15 protein-coding genes are annotated in these 21,851 nt (G+C 54.6%); 3 read left to right on the top strand and 12 right to left on the bottom strand.

What is annotated here, in order from left to right:
- Nucleotides 1-61 precede the first annotated feature (61 nt).
- The gene (locus tag ACWORE_RS02710; protein ID WP_012731729.1) at nucleotides 62-841 is read right to left on the bottom strand and encodes a DeoR/GlpR family DNA-binding transcription regulator; all 780 of its coding nucleotides are present in this window, start codon (nucleotides 839-841) and stop codon (nucleotides 62-64) included.
- Between the two features lie 320 nt (nucleotides 842-1,161).
- Here ACWORE_RS02710 and ptsP point away from each other — a divergent pair, with 320 nt between their 5' ends.
- Nucleotides 1,162-2,844, top strand: a complete 1,683-nt coding sequence (gene ptsP / locus ACWORE_RS02715) for a phosphoenolpyruvate--protein phosphotransferase (RefSeq protein ID WP_455302420.1) — start codon at nucleotides 1,162-1,164, stop codon at nucleotides 2,842-2,844.
- 119 nt (nucleotides 2,845-2,963) lie between these two features.
- Here ptsP and lexA read toward each other — a convergent pair whose 3' ends face one another.
- Nucleotides 2,964-3,698: a transcriptional repressor LexA gene (gene lexA, locus ACWORE_RS02720; RefSeq protein WP_455302422.1), complete on the bottom strand. Its 735-nt coding sequence runs from the start codon at nucleotides 3,696-3,698 to the stop codon at nucleotides 2,964-2,966.
- A gap of 792 nt (nucleotides 3,699-4,490) precedes the next feature.
- Between lexA and nrdR the strand changes: the two genes are divergently transcribed.
- Complete coding sequence (nrdR, locus tag ACWORE_RS02725) at nucleotides 4,491-4,943, top strand: transcriptional regulator NrdR (protein ID WP_296135775.1); 453 nt, start codon at nucleotides 4,491-4,493, stop codon at nucleotides 4,941-4,943.
- Nucleotides 4,944-4,973: 30 nt separating this feature from the next.
- On the opposite strand, the gene hrpA is transcribed toward nrdR, so the two are convergent.
- The 8 genes from hrpA to ACWORE_RS02765 form a co-directional block, all read right to left on the bottom strand.
- Entirely contained in the window at nucleotides 4,974-9,200 is a 4,227-nt protein-coding gene (gene hrpA, locus ACWORE_RS02730; protein ID WP_455302424.1) for an ATP-dependent RNA helicase HrpA, read from the bottom strand.
- 93 nt (nucleotides 9,201-9,293) lie between these two features.
- Entirely contained in the window at nucleotides 9,294-11,009 is a 1,716-nt protein-coding gene (locus ACWORE_RS02735; RefSeq protein WP_455302426.1) for an ABC transporter permease subunit, read from the bottom strand.
- A 62-nt stretch (nucleotides 11,010-11,071) separates the two neighbouring features.
- A complete protein-coding gene (locus ACWORE_RS02740; RefSeq protein WP_455302428.1) occupies nucleotides 11,072-12,616 on the bottom strand; it encodes an ABC transporter substrate-binding protein in 1,545 nt (514 codons plus the stop codon).
- Nucleotides 12,613-14,010, bottom strand: a complete 1,398-nt coding sequence (locus tag ACWORE_RS02745; protein ID WP_455302430.1) for an MFS transporter — start codon at nucleotides 14,008-14,010, stop codon at nucleotides 12,613-12,615. Before ACWORE_RS02745 ends, ACWORE_RS02740 begins: the two co-directional genes overlap by 4 nt.
- The gene (locus ACWORE_RS02750) at nucleotides 13,979-14,590 is read right to left on the bottom strand and encodes an ATP-binding cassette domain-containing protein (protein WP_455302432.1); all 612 of its coding nucleotides are present in this window, start codon (nucleotides 14,588-14,590) and stop codon (nucleotides 13,979-13,981) included. The genes ACWORE_RS02745 and ACWORE_RS02750 overlap by 32 nt, the downstream gene beginning before the upstream one ends.
- Before the next feature lie 117 nt (nucleotides 14,591-14,707).
- Nucleotides 14,708-15,526 carry an ATP-binding cassette domain-containing protein gene (locus ACWORE_RS02755; RefSeq protein ID WP_455302434.1) on the bottom strand — a complete coding sequence of 273 codons (819 nt, stop codon included), beginning with the start codon at nucleotides 15,524-15,526 and terminating at the stop codon, nucleotides 14,708-14,710.
- Between the two features lie 188 nt (nucleotides 15,527-15,714).
- A complete protein-coding gene (locus ACWORE_RS02760) occupies nucleotides 15,715-16,239 on the bottom strand; it encodes a carboxymuconolactone decarboxylase family protein (protein ID WP_455302436.1) in 525 nt (174 codons plus the stop codon).
- Between the two features lie 75 nt (nucleotides 16,240-16,314).
- Nucleotides 16,315-16,911, bottom strand: a complete 597-nt coding sequence (locus tag ACWORE_RS02765) for a peroxiredoxin (RefSeq protein WP_012731717.1) — start codon at nucleotides 16,909-16,911, stop codon at nucleotides 16,315-16,317.
- 119 nt (nucleotides 16,912-17,030) lie between these two features.
- Between ACWORE_RS02765 and ACWORE_RS02770 the strand changes: the two genes are divergently transcribed.
- Nucleotides 17,031-17,987 carry a hydrogen peroxide-inducible genes activator gene (locus tag ACWORE_RS02770; protein WP_012731716.1) on the top strand — a complete coding sequence of 319 codons (957 nt, stop codon included), beginning with the start codon at nucleotides 17,031-17,033 and terminating at the stop codon, nucleotides 17,985-17,987.
- Between the two features lie 41 nt (nucleotides 17,988-18,028).
- Here ACWORE_RS02770 and ACWORE_RS02775 read toward each other — a convergent pair whose 3' ends face one another.
- Nucleotides 18,029-20,581 (bottom strand): DEAD/DEAH box helicase, encoded by a 2,553-nt coding sequence (locus ACWORE_RS02775; RefSeq protein ID WP_455302439.1) that lies wholly within the window; start codon nucleotides 20,579-20,581, stop codon nucleotides 18,029-18,031.
- Nucleotides 20,582-20,603: 22 nt separating this feature from the next.
- Entirely contained in the window at nucleotides 20,604-21,689 is a 1,086-nt protein-coding gene (locus ACWORE_RS02780; RefSeq protein WP_455302440.1) for a PAC2 family protein, read from the bottom strand.
- Nucleotides 21,690-21,851: the final 162 nt, after the last annotated feature.

Raw genomic sequence — 21,851 nt, forward strand, 5'->3', positions numbered from 1 at the left:
GGTGGCGGTGGATCGACATCGCTGTTGTGTTCGTAAGAGCGTCGAGCTCTTTTACACGCGCTTACTGTGCAACGACGACATCGATCTCGTGTTCGCGAAGTTGGGAAAGGAAACTTTCCGGGGCGGCAGAGTCAGTGATGAGAACGTCAATATCACTCAGTGCAGCAAAGCTGACCAGATAATCACGGCCAAATTTCGACGAATCGCACATGGCTATAACGCGATTGGCATTAGTGATCATGGCTCTCTTGACAGCTGCTTCCTGCGGGTCAGCCGTCGATAAGCCATGGTCAATCGTCAACGCGTTCGTGCCAATAAACGCAACGTCAGCACGCATGAGCGCGAGCGTACGCAGCGCAGTATCGCCCACAACAGCTTGGGTAATCGCACGAATTTGGCCACCAAGTAGCTGAAGATCGGTTAAGTTCCGGCTTGCCAGATTCATCGCAATGGGAAGACAGTTCGTGACGATGGGCCATCCGCGTCCCGACGACAAATCCGCGATGTGATTAGCCAAGACCGCTGTTGTTGTCCCCGCGTCAAGAAAAATGCCTGCACCTTGTGGTGGGAGGTAATCCATTGCGGTTCGGCCGATAGCGGCCTTAGCGCCGGACGCGGCCCTTGCGCGACTGTCGATGGGCAGCTCTAATGTCTGGAAATTGGTGGACGCCACAGCACCGCCGTGCACGCGATGGATAGCGCCTTCCCGATCGAGTTGAGCAAGGTCTCGACGAACCGTTTCTGCTGTCACTGAGAATCGTTCGGACAAGTCTGTGACGCTGACGCGGCCTTCAACGGCGGTGAGAGAAGCGATTTGTCTCCGTCGTTCCTCTGCATACATGTCTGTGTCACTTGTCCTTTCACGTCTGGTTCACGCTGAGTCTGCGCTTGATTCGTTGGTTTTACGTTGTCTTCATGTTTCTTCGCTCCTAAGAGTACGCGTTTCGTTTTCAAACGGTCATCAGACCGTGTCTGAATGCCCCCGATCGGACATAAAGAGACCATCCAATCAGTGGCTTTTCTGTGGTTTTACGTTTACTTTACTGTGAACGTGAGCATTCGGGCATAGTTTTGTGACTTTTCCCACTCTGAATGATGGTATATTTCTGGAATCACCCGTTAGACTTGGATTAAAGAAATCCGACATGAGGAGCGACTTTAATGGACACCCAAGAAACTGCCGTGATCAAAGGTAAGGCCGTAGTACCTGGTGTCGCCCTTGGTCCAATCGCAGTGGTGGCCCCGCGTCCCGCTGTTCCGGAAGCTGGGGCTGAGGTTGACGAAGGTCAGCGCGAGGCTGAATACGAACGTTTTGAACAAGCGGCTAACGCAGTCACCGAGGCTCTCAAGGAACGCGCCAAGAGCCTCGAGGGGCACGCTGCAGATGTTGTTAATGCAACTGCGGGGCTCGCTTCTGACCGCGGTTGGCGTCGGAAAGTTAAGAAGACCACCAAGCAGGGACGTAATGCGATCGACGCAACAGTCACTGCTACCGCGTCATTTGTTGAAATGTTTACGGCCAACGGGGGAGTCTTTGCGGAGCTTGTCGCCGACCTGGAAGATGTCCGCGACCGTGTTTTGGCCCACCTCCAGGACCTTCCGGAGCCTGGACTCCCGGTCCTCACAACGCCATCTATCTTGTGGGCCGACGATCTCGCACCCGCGGATACGGCAACGCTGAATCCGGACTTAGTCATCGGCATCGTCACGCGTCGTGGTGGACCGACGTCGCACACGGCAATTATTGCCCGTCAGCTCAATATTCCTTGCGTTGTTGCAACTGGACCGACCGATGTTGAGATTTCCTCAGGTGAGACTGAAGGCATGATTAGTGGTGCTGCCGGAGAGCTCACGGTCAACCCGGATGAGGACGCCGCGAAGCAGGCAGTTCATGAGTGGGAGCAGCTTGCAGAGAAGATCGCAAACTGGGAAGGCCCTGCTCAGACTAAAGATGGTCACCGAGTTCAGTTATTAGCCAATGTTCAGGATGGTCCCCAGGCTGCGTCGGCCGCGTCGACTGCCGTTGAGGGAGTGGGCCTGTTCCGCACTGAGCTTCTCTTCTTATCTTCGACGACGGAGCCGTCGATCAACGATCAGGCAGCGGCATATGGTCGCGTGCTGAATGCTTTCCCGAAGGGGAAGGTCGTTGTTCGTACTCTCGATGCAGGGTCGGATAAGCCCGTTCCCTTCGTCGAGGCGGAGGAAGAGGACAACCCGGCTCTTGGCGTTCGTGGTGTGCGCATCGCGTGGGATCGTCAGGACATTCTGGAGCGTCAGTTGGACGCGATCGCTAAAGCGGTCGAGGATAACGATCGCGGCGACGCTCCGACCTGGGTGATGGCACCGATGGTGGCAACTGCCGACGAAGCTCGGTGGTATGCGGGTATGTGCCACGACCGTGGCTTAACGCCCGGGATCATGGTTGAGGTTCCTGCGGTTGCGCTGTGTGCCCGGGAAATCATGCAGGAAATTGATTTCGTTTCGATCGGAACGAATGACCTTACTCAGTACACGATGGCGGCTGACCGCTTGTCCTCCCCATTGGCTCACCTCAATGACCCGTGGCAGCCTGCTGTTTTGCGGCTCATCAAGATGGTCTGTGAGGCCGGCGCGGAGACGAAAACTCCCGTCGGAGTCTGTGGCGAGGCAGCTTCCGATCCGCTTCTTGCCTGCGTCTTGACGGGCTTGGGCGTGAACTCGTTGTCCGTTGCCGCTCCTTCTGCTGCGGGTGTGGGTGCTCAGGTTGGCGATCGCACCCTCGAGGAATGCCAGAAGATGGCGGCCGCTGCGGTTGCCGCTACGTCCGCCGTCGACGCGAAGAAAGCAGCTGCTGACGCTGTCTAAAGATGCAGAAGCTGTGTAGGAACACAGTGCCGGAGCGGGATTGCTTTCCTGCTCCGGCCCGGGGGGATCGTCGCTAGGTAATTCGGCTTAGTTAATTAGGGGTGGGTTGTTGGCGCGCGTCACAGTGATCGAAGAACTGTGACGACCTTGCCGAGAATAGTTGCCTCATCACCGGGGATCGGATCGAGCGCATCGTTGTGGGGCAGTAGCCACACTCCGGTTCGGTCCCGGTGGAATTCCTTGACCGTCGCATTTCCATCAATCATCGCGACGACGAAATCACCGATCTCGGCCACATTTTGTGAGCGCACGACGACATAATCACCGTCTAGGATTCCGGCGTCTCTCATGGATTCACCGACAACCGACAAGATGTATAAGTCCCCTTCGCCAGTAAGTTCTCGGGGGAGAGGAAACTCGTCGGTAACTTCTTGTTCTGCCAGGATCGGCGTACCTGCAGCAATCCGACCGATCGTCGGAATAAAGACAGGGGTGGGGTGGTTGGACTCAATATCGCTGTTCGCGCATTCATCCGATGCAGATGGCGTGGATTCTTCATCCGCGTGGTGCAGCGATGAGGCCCCAGCAGGTTTCGTCGGATCCGCGATCTTCAGCCCCACTGCTCGAGGTTTATTCGGGTCTCGCCGGAGAAATCCTTTACGCTCGAGCTCTTTGAGTTGGTATGCCACCGATGATGTCGAGGTCAGGCCAGCGGCCTGGCCGATTTCTCGAATGCTCGGCGGGTAGCCACGCAGCACAATTGCATCATGAATAACGTCGATGATGCGATGTTGCCGGTCCGTCAATGAATCCATGTCAGGCTTCGTTGACTTCCGGGATTTCTTTGCAGGCATGGGGCTGGTCTCTCCCAGTTCTAGATCTAGAGGTCCTTATGGCTGAAGTTTTTGGCCGTACTGTGCGCCTGGTACGCGGCGTTGAGATCAGTTTACATCACCCCACGGCACGTGGACGTGCGTTCGATGACTTAGCACGTTGTTAGGGAAAAGTCGTCGTGAATACCGGCGAGTTACGACAATGACAAACCTCTATTAGGTGGCACGTGTTCGAATAAAACATACTTGTATGCTAGGTAAACGGGTTTTAGTGTTCGAATTATGAGCTGTGATGTGCTCTTATGTCCGGCCTTCATGATGTCATGGCGATGTCCCTCAATGAGGGATGAGATGTTCGATTATTTTTTATTCGCGACATTGTCGAAAGGATGTCCCATGCCTACACAAATCCCGACATTGACCCGCCGTTATCCAGCTCAGCCCGTCCAACGCCATGTATCACGTAAGAATGGGCATGCAGAGCCTGCCACCACCCGTAGAGTAGTGGAGAAAAACCGACCTCATCCCAGAGCTCATCGGGGAGGTCCTGCCGTTAGGGCGTACCCGTCGAGAAGATATGCCCAACCGTGTAGACGGTCAGTTTTTCCTGAGCGACGTAGAATCGCAGCGTACAGTGTCGTAATCGGTTTGCTCATGGGTGCGAGCCTGTATTACGCCTGGGAAGAACCGCGGGATGCGGGCATGAACCAGGAAACACCATACAGTCAATCAGTGATCGTCACGCCCTCTGGTGAGGGTTAATATACTGGCGGTGTTTTCCGGCGTTATCCGTGTAGATAGGAGATCATCGTCGTGTTTTGCCCGTTTTGTCACCACCCACAGTCTCGGGTGATTGATTCGCGGACCGTGGAAAATGGCTTTGTCACTCGTCGGCGGCGGCAGTGCACTAAGTGCCAGGGTCGTTTCACCACTGTCGAGAAATCTGTGTTGTTGGTTGAAAAACGGAACGGCGTGACAGAGGACTTTAGTAAAGACAAGTTAATCCGCGGTGTCCGACGTGCTTGTCAAGGGAGAAATGTCTCTGACGACGCGTTAAAACTCCTTGCCCAAGAAGTGGAAATCGATTTGCGTGCTCAAGGAGGTTCACGGGTTAACTCAAACGATGTAGGTCTTGCAGTACTAGAGCCTCTACGGAAACTCGACGAAGTCGCCTATATGCGTTTCGCCTCCGTGTACAAGTCATTTAGCAGCATGGAGGACTTCGAACGGGAGATCACAGAATTCAAGGCACGGCGTTCACAGTAGGGAATAGGTAGCCATCAGATCGCCCAAGACCTAACGGAGCTTTTTGATCGCTTTAGTAATTCTTTGGGGGGACACTTTCTGCGCGGTGCCTAACCGCTCTGCGAACAGTTGGACGCGTAGTTCTTGTAGGGAGAAAATGATGGCTCGTGCTGCGGAGGAGTTTGCTCGCTGTTGAGGCAGTCCTTTCAGCTTTGAGCGGAACGCGCGTTCAAGGTTGTTAATCTCTTCCTGGCCGTCGGCGTCTCGGTCGGGGTCACGCTCCATGTTTTCCAGACGAATCTCGACCGCTTTCATATACCGCTGAAGGTGCTTGAAATGACCGGTGCCATATCGTGTCACCGCATTAGGAGGAAGGAGAATATTCAGCTGACGTTTAATATCGTCGATAGCTGGCCCGTCCCACTTCTTGATCTCTTCGGCCATGGACTCATACGCGACGAGCCCTGGTGCCATGGCCACAACCATGCGCCGCGTTGCTGCAGGAATAGAGTGCGCCATTTCTTTTTGTAGGGCTTCAAAGGCATCCGGAGATCGCTCGATGACGCCGTGCTCCACCAGAGCGTCCTTGATCGCCGCAACTCGGCAGTCGTTAACCAGTCCGCACAAGCCCCCATGGGGATAGTGCTCTACCGCTACTCGCTGCTGTAGCGGTAGTCCCTTCACTGCTTGGTTCTCATTGATCTTGATGGACTGCACTAACAAGGTGAGTACTGCAGTGAACATCATGGATTTAGCAGTGGCCTGAGAGGCGGAGGTCACCACCTCAATTCCCTTCGACGTGACCTTAAGCGCTGGATACGCTGTTGTTGGCTGCCCGTCGATCGTGGTTTGAACGCTCTCGGGGAGAGTACCGATGCCCTTGTCAGTCCATTCCGCATACACCTTCCCGAGATCAGGAACAGTCGTCGCGTCCTCCCTGGAACGGCGGGCGGTGCCATTTCGGGAATCAGCCTGCGTCCGTGGCAAGTCTTGAGCCGAACCATCGTCGTGGGAATGACCTCGAGAAAGAGCCGAACCGACTTTGCTTCGCTTGAACGCGGCAGACATTGCCTGCGTTGCCGCCGAACTTTGCCGCTTCTTCAAGGCATCCAGATCTCGATCTTGATCGATGACCTTCCCGTGTCTATCGATAACTTGGAAATTCATCCTCAAGTGAAGAGGAAGCTTAGCGACGTCGAAGTCTGAAGAAGTCATGCCCGAGCCTCCCACCGCTCTGAGAGCGTCAGCGAGTGAGTCCGTGAGTGGCTGCTCGTACGGATGCATCATCTCGATGGCCCGCCGTGCGAAGTCGGGAGCAGGAACAACAGTGGTTCTCAGCGGCTTCGGGAGAGTGCGGATAAGTGCCGTCACTAGTTCGCTTCGTAATCCGGGGACGTTCCAGTCGAACCGATCAGCCCACGATAATGACCCAATAATGGGGAGCGGAATCCGCACACTGACCCCGTCGTCGTCTTCGCCTGGTTCGAATTTGTACGTCAGCTCGACGTCGGTGGAATGGGCTCGCCATCGGTCCGGAAAATCGTCCTCGCTAATGGTGTGCGCTTCGGGATGGAGAAGCTTATCCGGATCGAAATCAAGGAGATGCGGATCTTTTTTCGATTCCTTCTTCCACCACGCATCGAAGTGGCGTCCCGTCGTTACCGAGGTCGGGATCCGCGAATCATAGAAATCGTATAGAGTGTCGTCGTCGATAAGTAGGTCACGGCGACGCGTCTTTTCCTCAAGCTCTCCGGCAGTGGCTAGCTTGTCGCGATTGTGGTGAAAGAACTTGTGTCGCGTAACCCAATTACCTTCGACGAGGGCACTGCGGATGAAGATCTCTCTGGCTTCGCGCGGGTTGATGCGGTGGTACGAGGTCGGCCGATCAGTGACAACCGGTAAACCCCAGAGGGTTGACCGCTGGTATGCCATTGCTGCAGATCGTTTGCGTGACCAGTGAGGTTCTGAATATTGATGGCGCAGTAAATCCGATGCCTGCTCTTCAATCCAGCGCGGTTGGATCGCGGCAGCATCACGCGCGAACATTCGTGAAGTCTCGACGATTTCCGCAGCCATCAGCCACTGAGGCTGCTTTTGATGCAGCGATGAGCCAGGGAAAATGAAGAACCGCGTCCCCCGAGTGCCCTGATATTCCTTTCTCACATCGCTGCGTAGGCCAATTTGAGAGAGAAGCCCGGAGAGAATAGATCGGTGCAGCCCACCGTGATCGACGGTGATCATCGGCATATCGGGATGCGCGTTATTGTTCTGTGATTTCGCCTTTTTGTTCGGGCGCGAGCGCTCTTTCTTGGAAGGCGTCGACGGTTCGTCGTTATGAGGTATGACAGGAGTAAGACGATTCTGGTCCCATGACCACGACAGGTCTTCGGTGACTCGACGCAGTTGTCGAACGAAATCCATCCATTCGCGGACCCGCATGTAGTGAAGGTATTCTGCGCGACATCGCTTCCGGAACGCATTGCCCGACAATTCTTTTTTGATGCTCGTGAGATATGCCCATAGGCGGAGGTACGACACAAAGTCGCTATCCGTGTCCTTGAACCGTGCATGAGCCTGATCCGCTTGGGGCTCGTGGTCAGTCGGGCGTTCGCGGACATCTTGAATAGATAATGCGGCGATCACGACAGAAGTAGCTTCCACGACATCGCGGTGATGGGCTTCAACGAGCATTCGAGCTAGCCGGGGGTCGACGGGGATACGGGAGATTTCGCGACCGATGGAGGACAACACCGGGGAGCCATCGCGCTCGCCCTCGCCTAAAGCGCCGAGTTCGTGAAGCACCATCATGCCGTCGCGAATAGCTCGTGGTTCTGGCGGATCGATGAAAGGGAACTCGTTGATATCGCCAAGTTTCAACGAGGTCATCGTGATGATCACGCTGGCGAGATTGGTACGCAAAACCTCGGGGTCGGTGAATTCTGGCCTCGAATTGAAGTCTTCTTCGGAATACAGCCGTATAGCAATGCCTTTCGCTATACGACCGGAACGGCCTGATCGCTGATTCGCGCTCGCCTGACTAATTGGTTCGATGGGTAGTCGTTGGACTTTCGTCCGAGTCGAGTAGCGAGAAATGCGTGCCGTTCCGGTGTCGACAACATAATGAATCCCGGGAACGGTTAACGATGTCTCAGCGATGTTGGTTGCAAGTACGATCCGACGGCCGCGGTGCGGACTGAAGACGCGGTGCTGTTCCGCGTTGGATAGGCGCCCGAAAAGCGGAGTGACCTCAACACCAGGCCATTTCTTCGCCTCGATGGCGTCATGAGCTTCGCGAATGTCGCGTTCACTGGGGAAGAAACAAAGAATATCTCCAGGGCCGGCGGCCATGAGCTCCTCACATGCTTCACACACAGCCTCCTGCGGGTCTTTTTCTATCCGCTCGACGGAGCCATCCTTCCGCTCGCGTTCGATATACGGGGGCCGGTACCGAATTTCAACGGGGTAGGTTCGCCCCGAGACCTCGATAATGGGTGCCGGATTTCCCTCCGCATCCGCAAAGTGGCGTGCGAATTTTTCAGGGTCGATCGTCGCGGAGGTGATAATGACCTTGAGATCTGGGCGTTGTGGCAATAGTCGCTTGATATAGCCCAAAATGAAATCGATGTTGAGGCTTCGTTCGTGGGCCTCGTCAATAATGATCGTGTCATAAGCCCGCAGAAGCCGGTCACGTTGCATTTCTGCCAGGAGAATGCCGTCGGTCATGAGCTTGATGGCTGTTGAGGGGCCGACGCGGTCATCAAAACGGATGGCGTATCCGACACTTTGGCCGATATCTTGGCCAACCTCACTGGCGATTCGTTCGGCTACTGTACGCGCAGCCAACCGCCTCGGCTGGGTATGCCCGATCATGCCTTTCCGACCACGCCCTAAGGCTAAACAAATTTTGGGTATCTGCGTTGTTTTCCCCGACCCGGTTTCACCAGCGACGATAATGACCTGGTGTGTTCGGATAGCGTCAGCAATGTCGTCGACTCGCTGGGTTACGGGTAGATCAGGGGGATACGTGATAGTCGGAAGCGTTGCGATTTTTGCGGCGAATTGAGTCCGTGCCACTGCTAAGTCACGAGCGATGGCGTGCCGGGCCCGGTCAGATCGGGCTTTTTTCAGACGACGACGAAACCGGTGCTCATCAGCCGCGCTGATCTCGCTGAGCTGAGCATAGAGTTCTTTGCGTGATGGGGCACTGGGGATTGTGTCGGGTGTCGACGTGGTTGTCGTCCGAGCATCGGTGGTGTGGCGGTTGGATTTGTTCGTCATGACTTCCCACAGTCTACCTGGACGACGATGCTTGCTTCGGCTGCTGGCTGCTCGGCCGGCGATTACGCATCCGGCAATTAAGAACGGCGTCGGCTAACGATATGGTCGGCAAGGAGAGTCGTCGATAGCCCGACCAGGATGAGGGCACATGTGGGGGAGAGGGCAAACCATAGGGCCCGGTCTGCATAGGGAGCGGCTTCGCTGAGAATCGTGCCTGGCGCCGATACCAAGAAACGCCAGTCCGGCAAGAGCCAAAATATTATGCCCTAGACGAGTCGCACCGTGGCGGAGTACAGCGGGTACAACGAAGGGGATGGTGTGGACGATGAGTAATCTCCATCGTCCGGCGCCACTATCTCGGGCCCACTCGTAGTGACCTTGATGTCGTATGTCGAGGGCTAACGCACTGCAATGTGCTGCTATCGGAATCCAGCCGACAGCCATGACGGCCACAGCTGCTGTCCATACAGAGGTTCCAAACACGGAGGCAATAACCAGTCCGATAAAAACAGCGGGGAGAGCGTTTAACGTATCACCGAGGACGCGTGCCCAGTCCCCACTGAGGCCGATGATGACACCAATGACCACGCAGACCACCGTCGTGATAAGAGCGATTCCGACGGTGGGTATTGCTCCGTCGGCCATTCTGACAAGTACATCTCGTCCTACCTGATCAGTGCCCAGTGGATGCGTCATAGAGGGAGACTCCAAGCGAGCGGTGGGTGTGATAGCCGAGGATCGAAAACTGCCGACGACGAGCGCGACTATTAACGGGATGATCGCCACGAGTGGCGGCACCCACCCGACATCGATATGTGGTTGTCCATGGGAGAGCCCGGCTTCGTGTGACTGAGCAATCGGACGCATCATGAAGTAATGGATGCATCTCGAGAGAAACCCGCACGCTACACCGATGAAGAGAACTAAGGTCAGGAGTGCTTGCATGACGGGCACGTCTTGGTGGGTTGCCGCTTGGACAGCGATCCGTCCGATTCCAGGAATGGAAAAAATGTTCTCCACGAGGGCTGTTGACGCTAAGGTTCCAGCGAAAAAGAGGAAGATTTGTGGCGTTAATGTCGCAAAACCTCGTCGGATGAGGCTTCTGCGAACTCGGTAACCGGGTATCCCGTTTACCAACCAGGTTCTGACCCAAGGCTCGGTCGCTGCTGTGTCCACGGCGATGAGCAGAATGCGTGAGAGCATTCCTGAGATGGGGATGGTGAGGGAGATGACCGGAAGAATTGCGTAGCGGAGGCCATCCCACCCGGTCGCGGGCAAGTATCCCAGCTGAATGGCAATGAAGCTGATCAGCAGACTAGCGAGGACAAATTCAGGGACGGAGGATAAAACCGCGCTCGATAATAGACCTGCGTGGGATCTGCGTCCCTGTGAATAAGCGTTAACCCGTGGCCAGATCAGAGCGCACGCGATCATGGTGCCCAGTAGAGTGGCCGTTCCTGCTAAGAAGACAGATGGACCAAACCCTGCCAAGACAGTGTTCCATGCAGAGTTGGATGGATTTACCCATGAGACACCGAAATCCAGATGGACGAAGCCGATAAAGAATCGCTGAATATCTTCGATGGGGTTCGACGGCAAATCCAGTTCATTCCGAATATTTTCTATGACTTCCGGATCTGGAGTCCGTTCTGACTCACGTGCTCGAAAGACAGACACCGCGATATCGCGCCCGGAAAGCCATGGAAGGACGGCAGCAAACAGCAGTCCTCCGAGCACGATGAGGACAGTTGTTCTTGTGAGGCCCAGGATGGAGCGGTACGAGCACGTAGGACGGTGTCGTGAAGGCATGATGAGGGGTATAGAGGATCCGTAGGAGTGACAAGGGGGATTGGTGCGGGTGCGTCGATGAACTAGTCACGCTGACTCTTAGCAGTGAGCAATTGTCGCTCAAAGGAATCCACGCTGACGTCTTTCATGCCCTTCATCGCAACGTAGCCACGCGGGTAGGCGACGGGGACAACCGCATTGTCAGCCACGATGCGCGCTCCCGCTTCGGTCGCGAGCGTGCGTCGCTCATTGAAATCAGAGGTAGCATCTGCCCGCGAGATTTGTTCATCAATCTCCGGATCGCACAGCTGCGACAAGTTGTATGTGCCGTCGCACGTGTAGTCGGACTGCAGGTAGGAAACGGGGTCGGCTGCACCGATGAGGTAGTTACGACTCCCAATAACAGCATCAAATTGGCCGTCAAGGAGGCTACTTTCGAGTGAATCGTAATCCTTGGTCGTCACATCTACGACGAAGCCTGCGTGGCGTAGCTGGTCAGCAACAATCGATGCGACTTCTGGCAGTTCGCCACGCTCAGTCCAGGTGGCAAGCTTGATCTTCTGCTGTGATGGTTGCGTAGCAGGAACAGCGCTCTTGGATGCGTCATCCGGGGTACGTGCCCATTCTTCAGCCGGATTGAACAGGTGGTCGGTTGCAGCATCTGCTTTTCCTTCAAACACAGAGTCCGTGATGGCTTTGCTGTTGATGGCCTCCTGCGCTGCTGCCCGTAAACCGGGATCGGTGAATACCCCCTTCTTCGTATTGAGGTGGAGAAGGACTGCGCGGGGAAGTGGCGTTGACTTGATCTCGCCCGCCGACTTTTCAATCTCCGAAACCTGGGAGGTAGGAATAGCCGTCGCGAGTTGCACCTCTCCTGAACGGAAAGCAGCAGTACGGGCACTCGCATCGGTCATGAACTTGACGGTGACTGAATTGAGCTTCGGCTTGCCGCCCCAGTAATCGTCATTCGCCTTCAGATCCGCTTGGGTCGAGCTAGCTTTTTTGTCGAGTGAAAATGGTCCGGTTCCGTGTTTCACCAAGTCCGGTGCAGCATCAGAGGGACCCTCTTTTGCTTCTGCGTCCTTACCGTCGTTCTTTTCCCCATCTTTCTTGGCATCGCCGGTGAAAGCATCAGGTGACAGAATCATTGTTCCCGGGTCGGCGAATCGCTGAATCAGGATGGGATCGTCCTTTTCTGACGTCACCACCAACGTGTGGTCGTCGGAAGCGTCAAATGTAAGGTTGGCTTTCCCAAGGGCTTTCGGCCGGTTGGTGGCGTTCCACGCGTGGGTGAGACTGGTGGCCGCAGCTTGAGCGGTCAGCGGCTTTCCGTCATGGAACTTAGCGCTACGGAGGTGGAAGGTTACCGACCGTGGGGAATCATCCGACCATGACTCAGCCAATGACGGCATAACATCGCCATTCTCTCCTAACGTGACTAGCGTTTCCCCGACACCCATCCGACTGGCTAGAACGGCGTCGTCGGAATAGGGCGACATACTTGCCACCGGGGCAAAGGCCAATCCGATTGTTGCCCCGTCGTTACCGGTTGAGTCCGAATTATTGAAGCATCCCGTGAGCACAGTCGCTGCCACAGGGACGGCAAGTAATAGCGACAGTCGTTTCATGATGAGAACTCCTCTATCTGATCAGTTAATTGTGATGAGTTGTCAGGCGCGTCGGCATGACGTGGCTGTTGTAAAAGCCTCGCCGTGCGTCGGCCCCACACGTAAATAGTGATGGCAGCACCCACCATCCCGGCAGCAAGAACGATCCACGGAATCATTGCTGATTGCGTGGGATGGTAGGCACTGTTTAAAAGCTTTCCGAGAAGCGGCGAAGTGATGAGAACGGCCGCCCCACCAACCGAATTGAGGACCCCGTAGTACGTACCCAACTTGATGTTCTTCGCGTGTACTCCAACGAGGTCGCGCGCGATCGGGCTGACAATCATGTTTCCCACATTGAGAACGACGACGAAGGCGATGGCGGGAGCTAAGCTCCGGGACCACGGTGCGCACACTGCGACGATGGTGAACGAGCTAGCCATGATGAGAAAACCAGCGGCTACCGCCCGCGTGGGGCTATACCGAGCCGCTATCCGAGCCAGCGGGACTTGGAGAATGATGACCCACACCCCAGCAATGAGGAACATGATTCCCATCGATTGATCCGACCCCGTCCCTCGCGTCAATTCCACAGGCAGGGACAGATACATCTGGTTATAGGCGACGAGACTCATGGAATATGCCGCTGCGAGAACGAGAAAACGGCGATCTCGGAGGACATGGCTCCAGTCTTGTGTGATCGGTCCGCGCCGGGCTGGGTGGACTGAGGTGGGGAGCATGATCAAGTGAGTGATGCCCAAAAAGACGAAGATCGCAGCTGCCGCGTAGCAGCAAATGTCGAACCCGAGAGGAAGGAGCAGTGCTCCAATAAGCGGGCCTAGTCCAGAGCCGACGGTTGAATAGGCGGAATCTAAGGCAAAGATGTGGGCTCTCGTGCTCGTTCCTTGGGCTTCGAGGCGTGCGCCTGAGTCGGCCAATGACGTTTCGACGGCGGGAGAGAACAATGCGGCAGCAAAGCCAATAATGACGACGCCGCCTATGAATCCGACGAGTGACCATGTGTTGGCCAGATTGTCGCTCTTTCCATTGACCGTGGCGTAATGGCTGGTCATGCCGGTTGTGATGAATCCAATTACGCGCAGAGAAATCCCCGTCAACAGGATAGGGCGCGCCCCATATTTATCTGTGAGCCCTCCGCCGAGAAAGAACAGCCCCTGTTGTGAAAATGTCCGCAAACCGAGGACTAAGCCAATCATTGTTCCGGCTTGAGCAAAACCATCTGCCAGGACGACCGCTAGAAAGGGCACAACAATATAGAAACCGATGTTGAACAGTAATTGGCTGATCAACAGCAGGTAGATATACGCGGGGAGCGGTTGCCCAGATTTCCGACGACCTCCGAATAGCGACAAAGCTTTCACGTCATACACCTCCTCGAAAAATTCGATCGGCATGAATCAAATCCGCGGTCTGCGGAACATCTGAGCTACCAATCTCTGCTGCGGCTCGATCATCAACAATGCGACCATCGTCAAGAACGATGATGCGGTCACACGTCGAGACCATAAACCTCACGTCATGACCCGTTACCGCCACTGCACACGATGATTTTTGCTGGTAGGCGCTTAGAACGCTCATGGTTGTTGTCGCGCTCTCCGTGTCGAGGGCAGAGACAACTTCGTCGGCAAGAACGACAGAGGGGCGGGTTGCTAGTGCACGGGCTAAAGCAACACGTTGACGCTGGCCTCCGGATAACTGGTGAGGCCGCCGATGTAAAACATCCGTCGGGAGCCCTAATGAGCCGACAAGTTCCTCATAGTCGGGCGCTTCCACTCCTGCGATCAGCGTCGCTTCCCGGATGATGGACTGAACCGTCATGAGAGGATGCAAGGTGGCATCTGGCTGTTGTCGAACAAATGCGCACCATCCACGGTGGTCAGGAGCTGTGCGAGCGCCGTCATCTAACGGAAGGCTGCCCATTATCGCTCGCAAGAGGCTGGTCTTTCCGGAGCCCGACTTGCCGACGATCCCCACTTTTTCGCCGGCGTGGAGATCGCATGAACAATCATGGAAACGCCCTTCGCACGTGGCGTCGTGTAAAGAGACAAAAGGAGATCGAGAGAGCTCCGACGGCTGGTTGGGGGGGAGAAACTATCGGCATGTGGCTTCTCTCTCTGCGCTTTCCTTGTCGACGACGACACCGTCATCAATGTGTAGATGTCGTGTTGCTAGAGGAACGAAGCCAGAGACGTCATGCGTCGCCATCACGATTGTTGGGTGATAGGCGTCATAAAACTCGCACAGGATATCCCCTATTGCTAATGAAGTGACGGGGTCCAGCGCACTGGTCACTTCATCTGCGACAAGGACGTCGGGTTGGTGAATCAATGCGAGGATAAGACAGGCTCTCTGGCGTTGGCCTCCGGATAATTCCAGGGGATAACGGGAGCCGTCCAGCCCTACGCGATCGAGCAGGGCATCTGCATGGTCGATTGCTTCTCGTCGGGATTCTCTCGGTAGAGCGTATGAAACTTGTGTCCTCACAGGGGTAAGAGGATCAAGTGACGTCGACGAATTTTGAGCACAAAAGCCAAGAGTTCCTGAGATCGAACAGTAACCAGTGGTTTGTATTCCTGCGTGGTGGGGGTTGTGATGTCGAGATGAATTTGCTGATGGCCGTGTACCGGCGTCGATAATTGAGTTGAGGAAAAGGCTTTTGCCTGCTCCAGATTGCCCCGAGACGACCACCCATTCCCCGGGGTTAATATGCAGCTCAGTGATGTGCAATAGCGGGCGAGAAGGAGGATCGGCCGGGGTAGTAGTTGATTCGGCGTTGAGAGGGGCCAATGAGAAATCCCTGAAGACAATCGAGCCAGGAGAGTGGGGCGAACTAGGAGAGGCCGACTCCTCTGAGGAGCCTAAATCTCCAGGACTGCGACGTGTCGTGCTGAGATGCGCGGGCCGGACCACAGGCTAACGTTCTCCTCAGTACAGGGGGCAAAGATTCGGACGTAGAAGATCTTAAATCAACCGCAAATAATTGTCGATAAAGTATTGCAAGGAGAACAAATAAGGGGTATGTAAGAAAATCCCTGGCGTACTGGACGCCAGGGAAGAAAAACTCAGAGAGTCACACTGAACTCAAAGGGGCAAAAACTCTACCGAGCAGCCTCGATCTGAATGGCCTGCGCTACACCCTGAATGGTTGCGGCAATCTTAACGGCCTCGAAAACCTGTTCCTTGGTCAGGCCTTCACTCGTCACCGTCTTCTCGTGAGCCTTGGTGCAGTCGTGGCAACCGTTGATGGTCGACACGGCGAGAGCCATGAGCTCGAAATCAACCTTGTCGATCCCGGACTTGTTGATGATGTTCATCCGCAGACCCATGCGGACCTGGGCATAGTCGGAGCCGAGGAACGACTTCGCGCGGTACGCGACATTGTTCATGGCCATGATCGACGCTGCACCGTAGGCGGCGTTGACATACTCATCGGAAAGGTGCTGCGATGCTTCCTCAGCAATCTCCGAGACGATGGTGTCATTCCGCGTTGCTGCAGCAGTCGCAAGGAACGTGCCCCAGAGCTGCTGCTCCGACAGCTCGGTCGAGCGCGAGAGGGTGCCCAAGTTCAGTTTGAGGTCTTTCGCGTACTCCGGGAGACCCTCTTTAAGGTTGTCAAGTGCCATTATGAACCGTCCTTAATGATAGCGAGATAGTTTCGGTGACGACTGAGACAGTCGAATGGAGCTGGAAGCAGGTGCTTACTTCAGCTCTTCGTTGAGAACATCCATCTTGTCGATGTTCTTGGTGGGGTCATTCTTCTGCCAGTTGCAGGCGCAGACTTCCTCGGACTGAAGTGCATCGAGAACACGCAGAACCTCGTCGACGTTACGTCCAACAGCGTCCGGGGTGACGGACACGAACTGGATGACGTTGTCAGGGTCAACGATGAAGGTAGCGCGGTCTGCAACACCGTCAGCATTCTCAACACCAAGGGCCTTGATGAGATCGTGCTTGATATCAGAAATCATCGGGAACGGAATCGTCTTCAGATCCGGGTGGGTTGCACGCCAGTTGAAGTGGGAGAACTCGTTGTCGACGGAGCCACCGAGGATCTGGGTATCGCGATCCTCGAACTCGTCATTCAGCTTGCCGAATGCTGCGATTTCGGTGGGGCATACGAAGGTAAAGTCCTTCGGGTAGAAGAAGATGACACGCCACTTGCCCTCATAGGACTGGTTGTTGATCTCCTCGAAGTAGTCTTCGGGCTGGTTAGCGTTGACCTCGCGCAGGTCTCCGCCCTTCAGTGCGGTCAATTCGAAATCAGGGAACTGGTCACCGATGGTCAGCAATGCCATTGCTTCCTCCTACTTGAAAGTGTCATCGATTGGTTAATTATCTGACGCTATAAAGCATGGCATGATTTATCGAGTGTGTCAAGAGGTAAAACTTAAATATCTAGTGTACAGTTATAACCATGAATAATAGAGAGTATCGCCCTACAATCGCTCAACTTCGTGCCTTCGTGACCATCGCGGAGCACCGTCACTTTAGTACTTCAGCAGCGCGTTTGGGGATTTCGCAACCGTCCCTCTCGCAGGCTCTCGTTGCTCTCGAGAGCGGCCTGAACCTACAGCTTATTGAACGCTCAACACGGAAAGTCATTGTCACCTCGGCTGGGCAAGCTCTCCTTCCTTACGCACGCGCAGCCTTGGATACTACCGATGATTTCGTCGCCCATGCTCGAGGCGTCAGCGATTCCCCCTCCGGGCCGATCACGATCGGAATTATCCCCACCGTCGCGCCGTATATCCTTCCGCACCTTCTTCAGCTCATCAACCTCGAGATGCCAGAAGTTCAGCCGAATATCGTCGAAGAACAAACTCACCATTTAGTCGAAAGCCTGAAGCAAGGAACGATCGATGTCGCCGTGTTTGCCCTCCCATCTGGTGAGAGTGGACTAATCGAGCAGCATCTCTACGACGAAGACTTTTTCCTCGTCGTACCAGAGGGGCATGAATTAGCTGGCAAGACAAACGTTGACCCGAAGGTACTCGAGGACCTCAACCTTCTTCTTCTCGACGACGGCCACTGTTTACGTGATCAAGTTCTGGATCTCTGCCGCCGTACTGGTAAAGGCTCAAAAGCAAACCAAGCTGTCACACGAGTCGCTAGTTTGACGACGGTTGTGCAGTGTGTGGCTGGTGGCCTGGGTTCTACATTGGTGCCTGCCTCTGCCTTGCCCGTGGAAGGACGCCAGGAAAATATCGCGATCGCGAAGTTCAAGAAAGGGTCTGTGCCCTGCCATCGCGAAATCGGACTGGCTTATCGCTCCAGTACGTCGCCGAGCAGGGGAGAGCAGTTCCAGCACATTGGCCGACAGATTACGCGGGCTTTCGAAGAAGTGTCGCGGAACGCGAATGCTCTGTCCTGATTGAGGCGTCGTGATTGAGGTGGAAGCTACTGATCTTGTGGCTAATCGCCCTCAACGATGCTGAGCTCAGAGAGCCGAACGTCGCCGGCCTCATCAGACGCATCAAGATCGACGGTCCCGGTGATGGCCCAATCGTGATTGCCATCCGGATCGTCGATAATTTGGCGCACCGACCACGAACGCCCGTTTTCTTTGATGTTGATCATGTCTGCGGACCGGGCAGATGCGTCCACGCCTAAATCAGCGAAATTGTCGAAGTAATCGTCGAGTGCTGCTGGCCAATCGGGAGTGTCAGTTAGATCTTCGGTTGCTACGCGGTCGGTAAGTTCATCGAGCTCGTCCTCTTTCTCGAAGGCAAAGAGCTCAACAAACCGGAAAAAGACGTTCCGAACCATACGCGTAAATGCCCGCGTATTGGCAGTGAGTGCACGTTCACTACCATCACCGAAGGCACGTTCTTCAACTTCCTTATCGGTGATCGGAGTATCAGGATCAGCCATACGGTTCCATTCATCCAACAACGACGAGTCAACTTGGATAATGAGTTCGGATAGCCAATCAATGATGTCGTCTAACTCATCGGTGTGATACTCCGCGGGGACCGTATTGAGCAAAGTCCGCCACGCGTCGGTGAGATAACGAAGAATGACCCCTTCTGACCTGGCTAAACCATAAGCGGCAATGAGGTCGGAGAAGTTCATTGCGCGCTCGATCATGTGGCGAACAACAGACTTAGGGGAGAGGGAGAATTCTCGCGCCCAGGGGTGTCCTTCGCTATATGCCTCGAACGCCTCGTCAAGCTCCTCTTTAAGAGGCATCGGCCACGTAATATCCTCGACGATCGCCATTCGCTCGGTGTAGTCGACGCCCTCTGCCTTGAGCGCGGCAATCTCTTCGCCCCGCTCTTTCTTTTCTTGAGCCCGGAGTAGCGGCGACGGATCGTCGAGAATTGACTCCATCACGCTGATGATATCGAGCGTAAAAGTCTCGCTATCAGGATCGAGAATCTCCAAAGCAGCGACGGTGAATGGCGATAACGGTTGGTTCAATGCAAAGTCGCGTTGCAATTCGTCGGTCACGTGACAATAACGACCAGTATCGTCCGGGGTGTCAGATTGCTCGATTATTCCGGCTTGCTTAAGACCCCTGAATAGATCAATAGCCATATGAATATGGCGGTTTTGTTTTGCACGGCTTTCGTGATTACCGCGCAGGAGGCGTTTCATGGCCTCAAAGCCGTTCCCCGGGCGGGACAACACGTTGAGCAACATGGAACTAGATACCGCAAATTGGCTGGTCATTTGTTCCGGCTCAGCATTAACGAGACGCTCATAGGTGCTCTCGGCCCACGTTGCACGGCCTTCGGGTGCCGACTTTTTCCGCAGCTTCTTCAGCTTTTTGGGATCACTCCCGGCCTTCTGCCGTGCCTGATAATTCTCAATTTCGTGTTCAGGTGCCTCGATGACGACATAACCCGCAGTATCAAAACCAGCGCGACCGGCTCGCCCGGCAATCTGGTGAAACTCCCTGGAACGCAAAACTCTGTGTCGCTGGCCATCGTATTTCGCGAGCCCACTAAAAAGCACCGTGCGGATAGGAACGTTAATACCCACACCGAGTGTGTCAGTTCCACAAATCACTGTTAGTAAGCCAGCCTGGGCAAGTTTTTCGACGAGACGACGGTATTTCGGGAGCATGCCCGCGTGATGAACACCAATGCCTTGACGGACGAGACTGGATAATTGACGCCCAAATGCTGAGGAAAAACGAAAGTCCCCGATTGTTTCGCGAATCTTTTCCTTGGTCTCTGCGGAAATTTTCACATGCCCCTTGAGGGCTTGAGCACGTTCCGCCGCTTCCCGCTGTGAGAAGTGAACAATGTAAATGGGCGCCCTATCGTCTTTAATAAGCGTCTCAATTGTTTCGTGAATAGGCGTATAGACGTAAGAAAACGATAAGGGAACCGGCCGTTCAGTTCCATCAACGAGATCTGTATCCCGTCCCGTTCGGGCGCTTAAGTCTTTGCGCAGGAAAGTTGTGTCCCCCAAGGTGGCAGACATCAAAACAAATTGTGTCGATGGAAGTTCAAGGAGCGGAACTTGCCATGCCCACCCTCGTTGGGGATCGGTATAGTAATGGAACTCGTCCATCACTACCTGGTCTATCTCAGCATCGGGACCATCGCGTAGGGCAATATTGGCTACGATTTCGGCAGTTGCACAAATAATCGGAGCTTTGCCATTGACAGTGGCATCTCCTGTCATCATCCCGACATTTTTCGCACCAAAGGCGTCGCACAGGGCAAAGAATTTTTCATTGACCAGTGCTTTAATTGGCGCTGTATAGAATGTTCGCCTGTTATGCGCGAGGGCGAAGAAATGCGCATACAAGGCGACAAGTGATTTCCCAGAACCGGTGGGTGTTGCGACGATGACATTATCACCGGCTTCTGTTCCGAGGATTGCTTCTTCTTGGGCAGGGAAGAGGGTAATTCCTCGCGAGCGAACCCAGCTTCGAAATGAATCAGAAATTGCTTCGTCGTATAAGGATTCGGGGACGTCAGCAAGGTCGGGAAGATAACTAGCTAGGTTCACGGCTCTATCCTAATAGTCTCGTTTAGTCTTCGTCTGAGTCATCGCCTCCATCGGAGTGTGGCCGACGGTCGCCACCGTTGTCGTCCTCGTCATTAGAACGGGGAGTATCCGACTCGTCCCAGGACTCGGCACCAATATCCTCGGTACTGTCATCCCCAGCATCGATATCCTGAGTATCTTTATCGCGGTTCACCTGCGCGAGGAACTTTTCTAGTTCTGCGCCGATCTCATCCCCAGTGGGCACCTCGCCGTCCGAGCTCAGTAGACCGCGGTCATGACGCTCCCTATACCGTGCGGTTTCTTGGTCATACTGGGCTTCGAGAGCATGGACGACGGCAGCTATCTCACCCGACTCCTCAACCTGTTCTTCGAGTTCGCGCTCAACTTTTTCTGACTCCCGTTCCAAGGCCTGCAAAGGAATAGAAACACCTGCTGTTTCTTCCACAGCTTGGAGGAGTTTGACCACCGCAGAGGGATATTCCGAGGCGGCAATGTAGTGCGGAACATGGGCCGTAAACCCTGCCGTCTCAATACCTTCTTTGGCCATTTTCATCTCGAGCTCGAGCTGAGCGGATCCCGGTACGGTAATACGCCCATCAAAGCGGGGATACCGGAGCGGATCCGATTTGTACGAGCCATGTTGGGTCACGATAAGAGGGCGGGTATGAGGAACCGGCATCGGAGCGGAATAAAGGCTCACCGCTTTTGTCACCTTAAAACGTTTAGAGAGGTCGGTGACGGCCTCAGTAAACGCACTCCAACGTAAATCGGGTTCCGGCCCGGATAAAAGAAGGAACGGAATTCCTGCATTATCACGCACAACGTCTAAAGAGAGTTCTGTCTTTTCGGCAGGTGCTAACTCATTGTCGACGATATGTACGGCAGGCCGCCGTGAGCGATAATCAATAAGCAGATCGTTATTAAATGTCGCTAATGGTGCATGTTCCAAGGCTGCTTTGATGTGCGACTCTGCGTTATCAATAGCTTGGCCAGCGTCAGCGTAGCCCTGGAGCGCTACGACGAGTGATAGGCCGTTACTAGCGTCGGATTGTGTTTCCGGCTCAGGATATTCAAGCTCGTACATCGTTTCGTCATTATCCATTGTCATTATTAGTCCTCGATATCATTTGTTCATTTCGTCGTTTAATTGGTCGTTATTTAAAAGGGTCGATATTAACGCGACACTACCCACAACACCATGATAAGTAGTGGTATTCCACGAATTTAGCCCCGTCGTGCCTGTTTCCGTGTACCTCCACGTACCGTCACG

It is taken from the genome of Corynebacterium sp. c7Ub_26 (assembly GCF_053760365.1).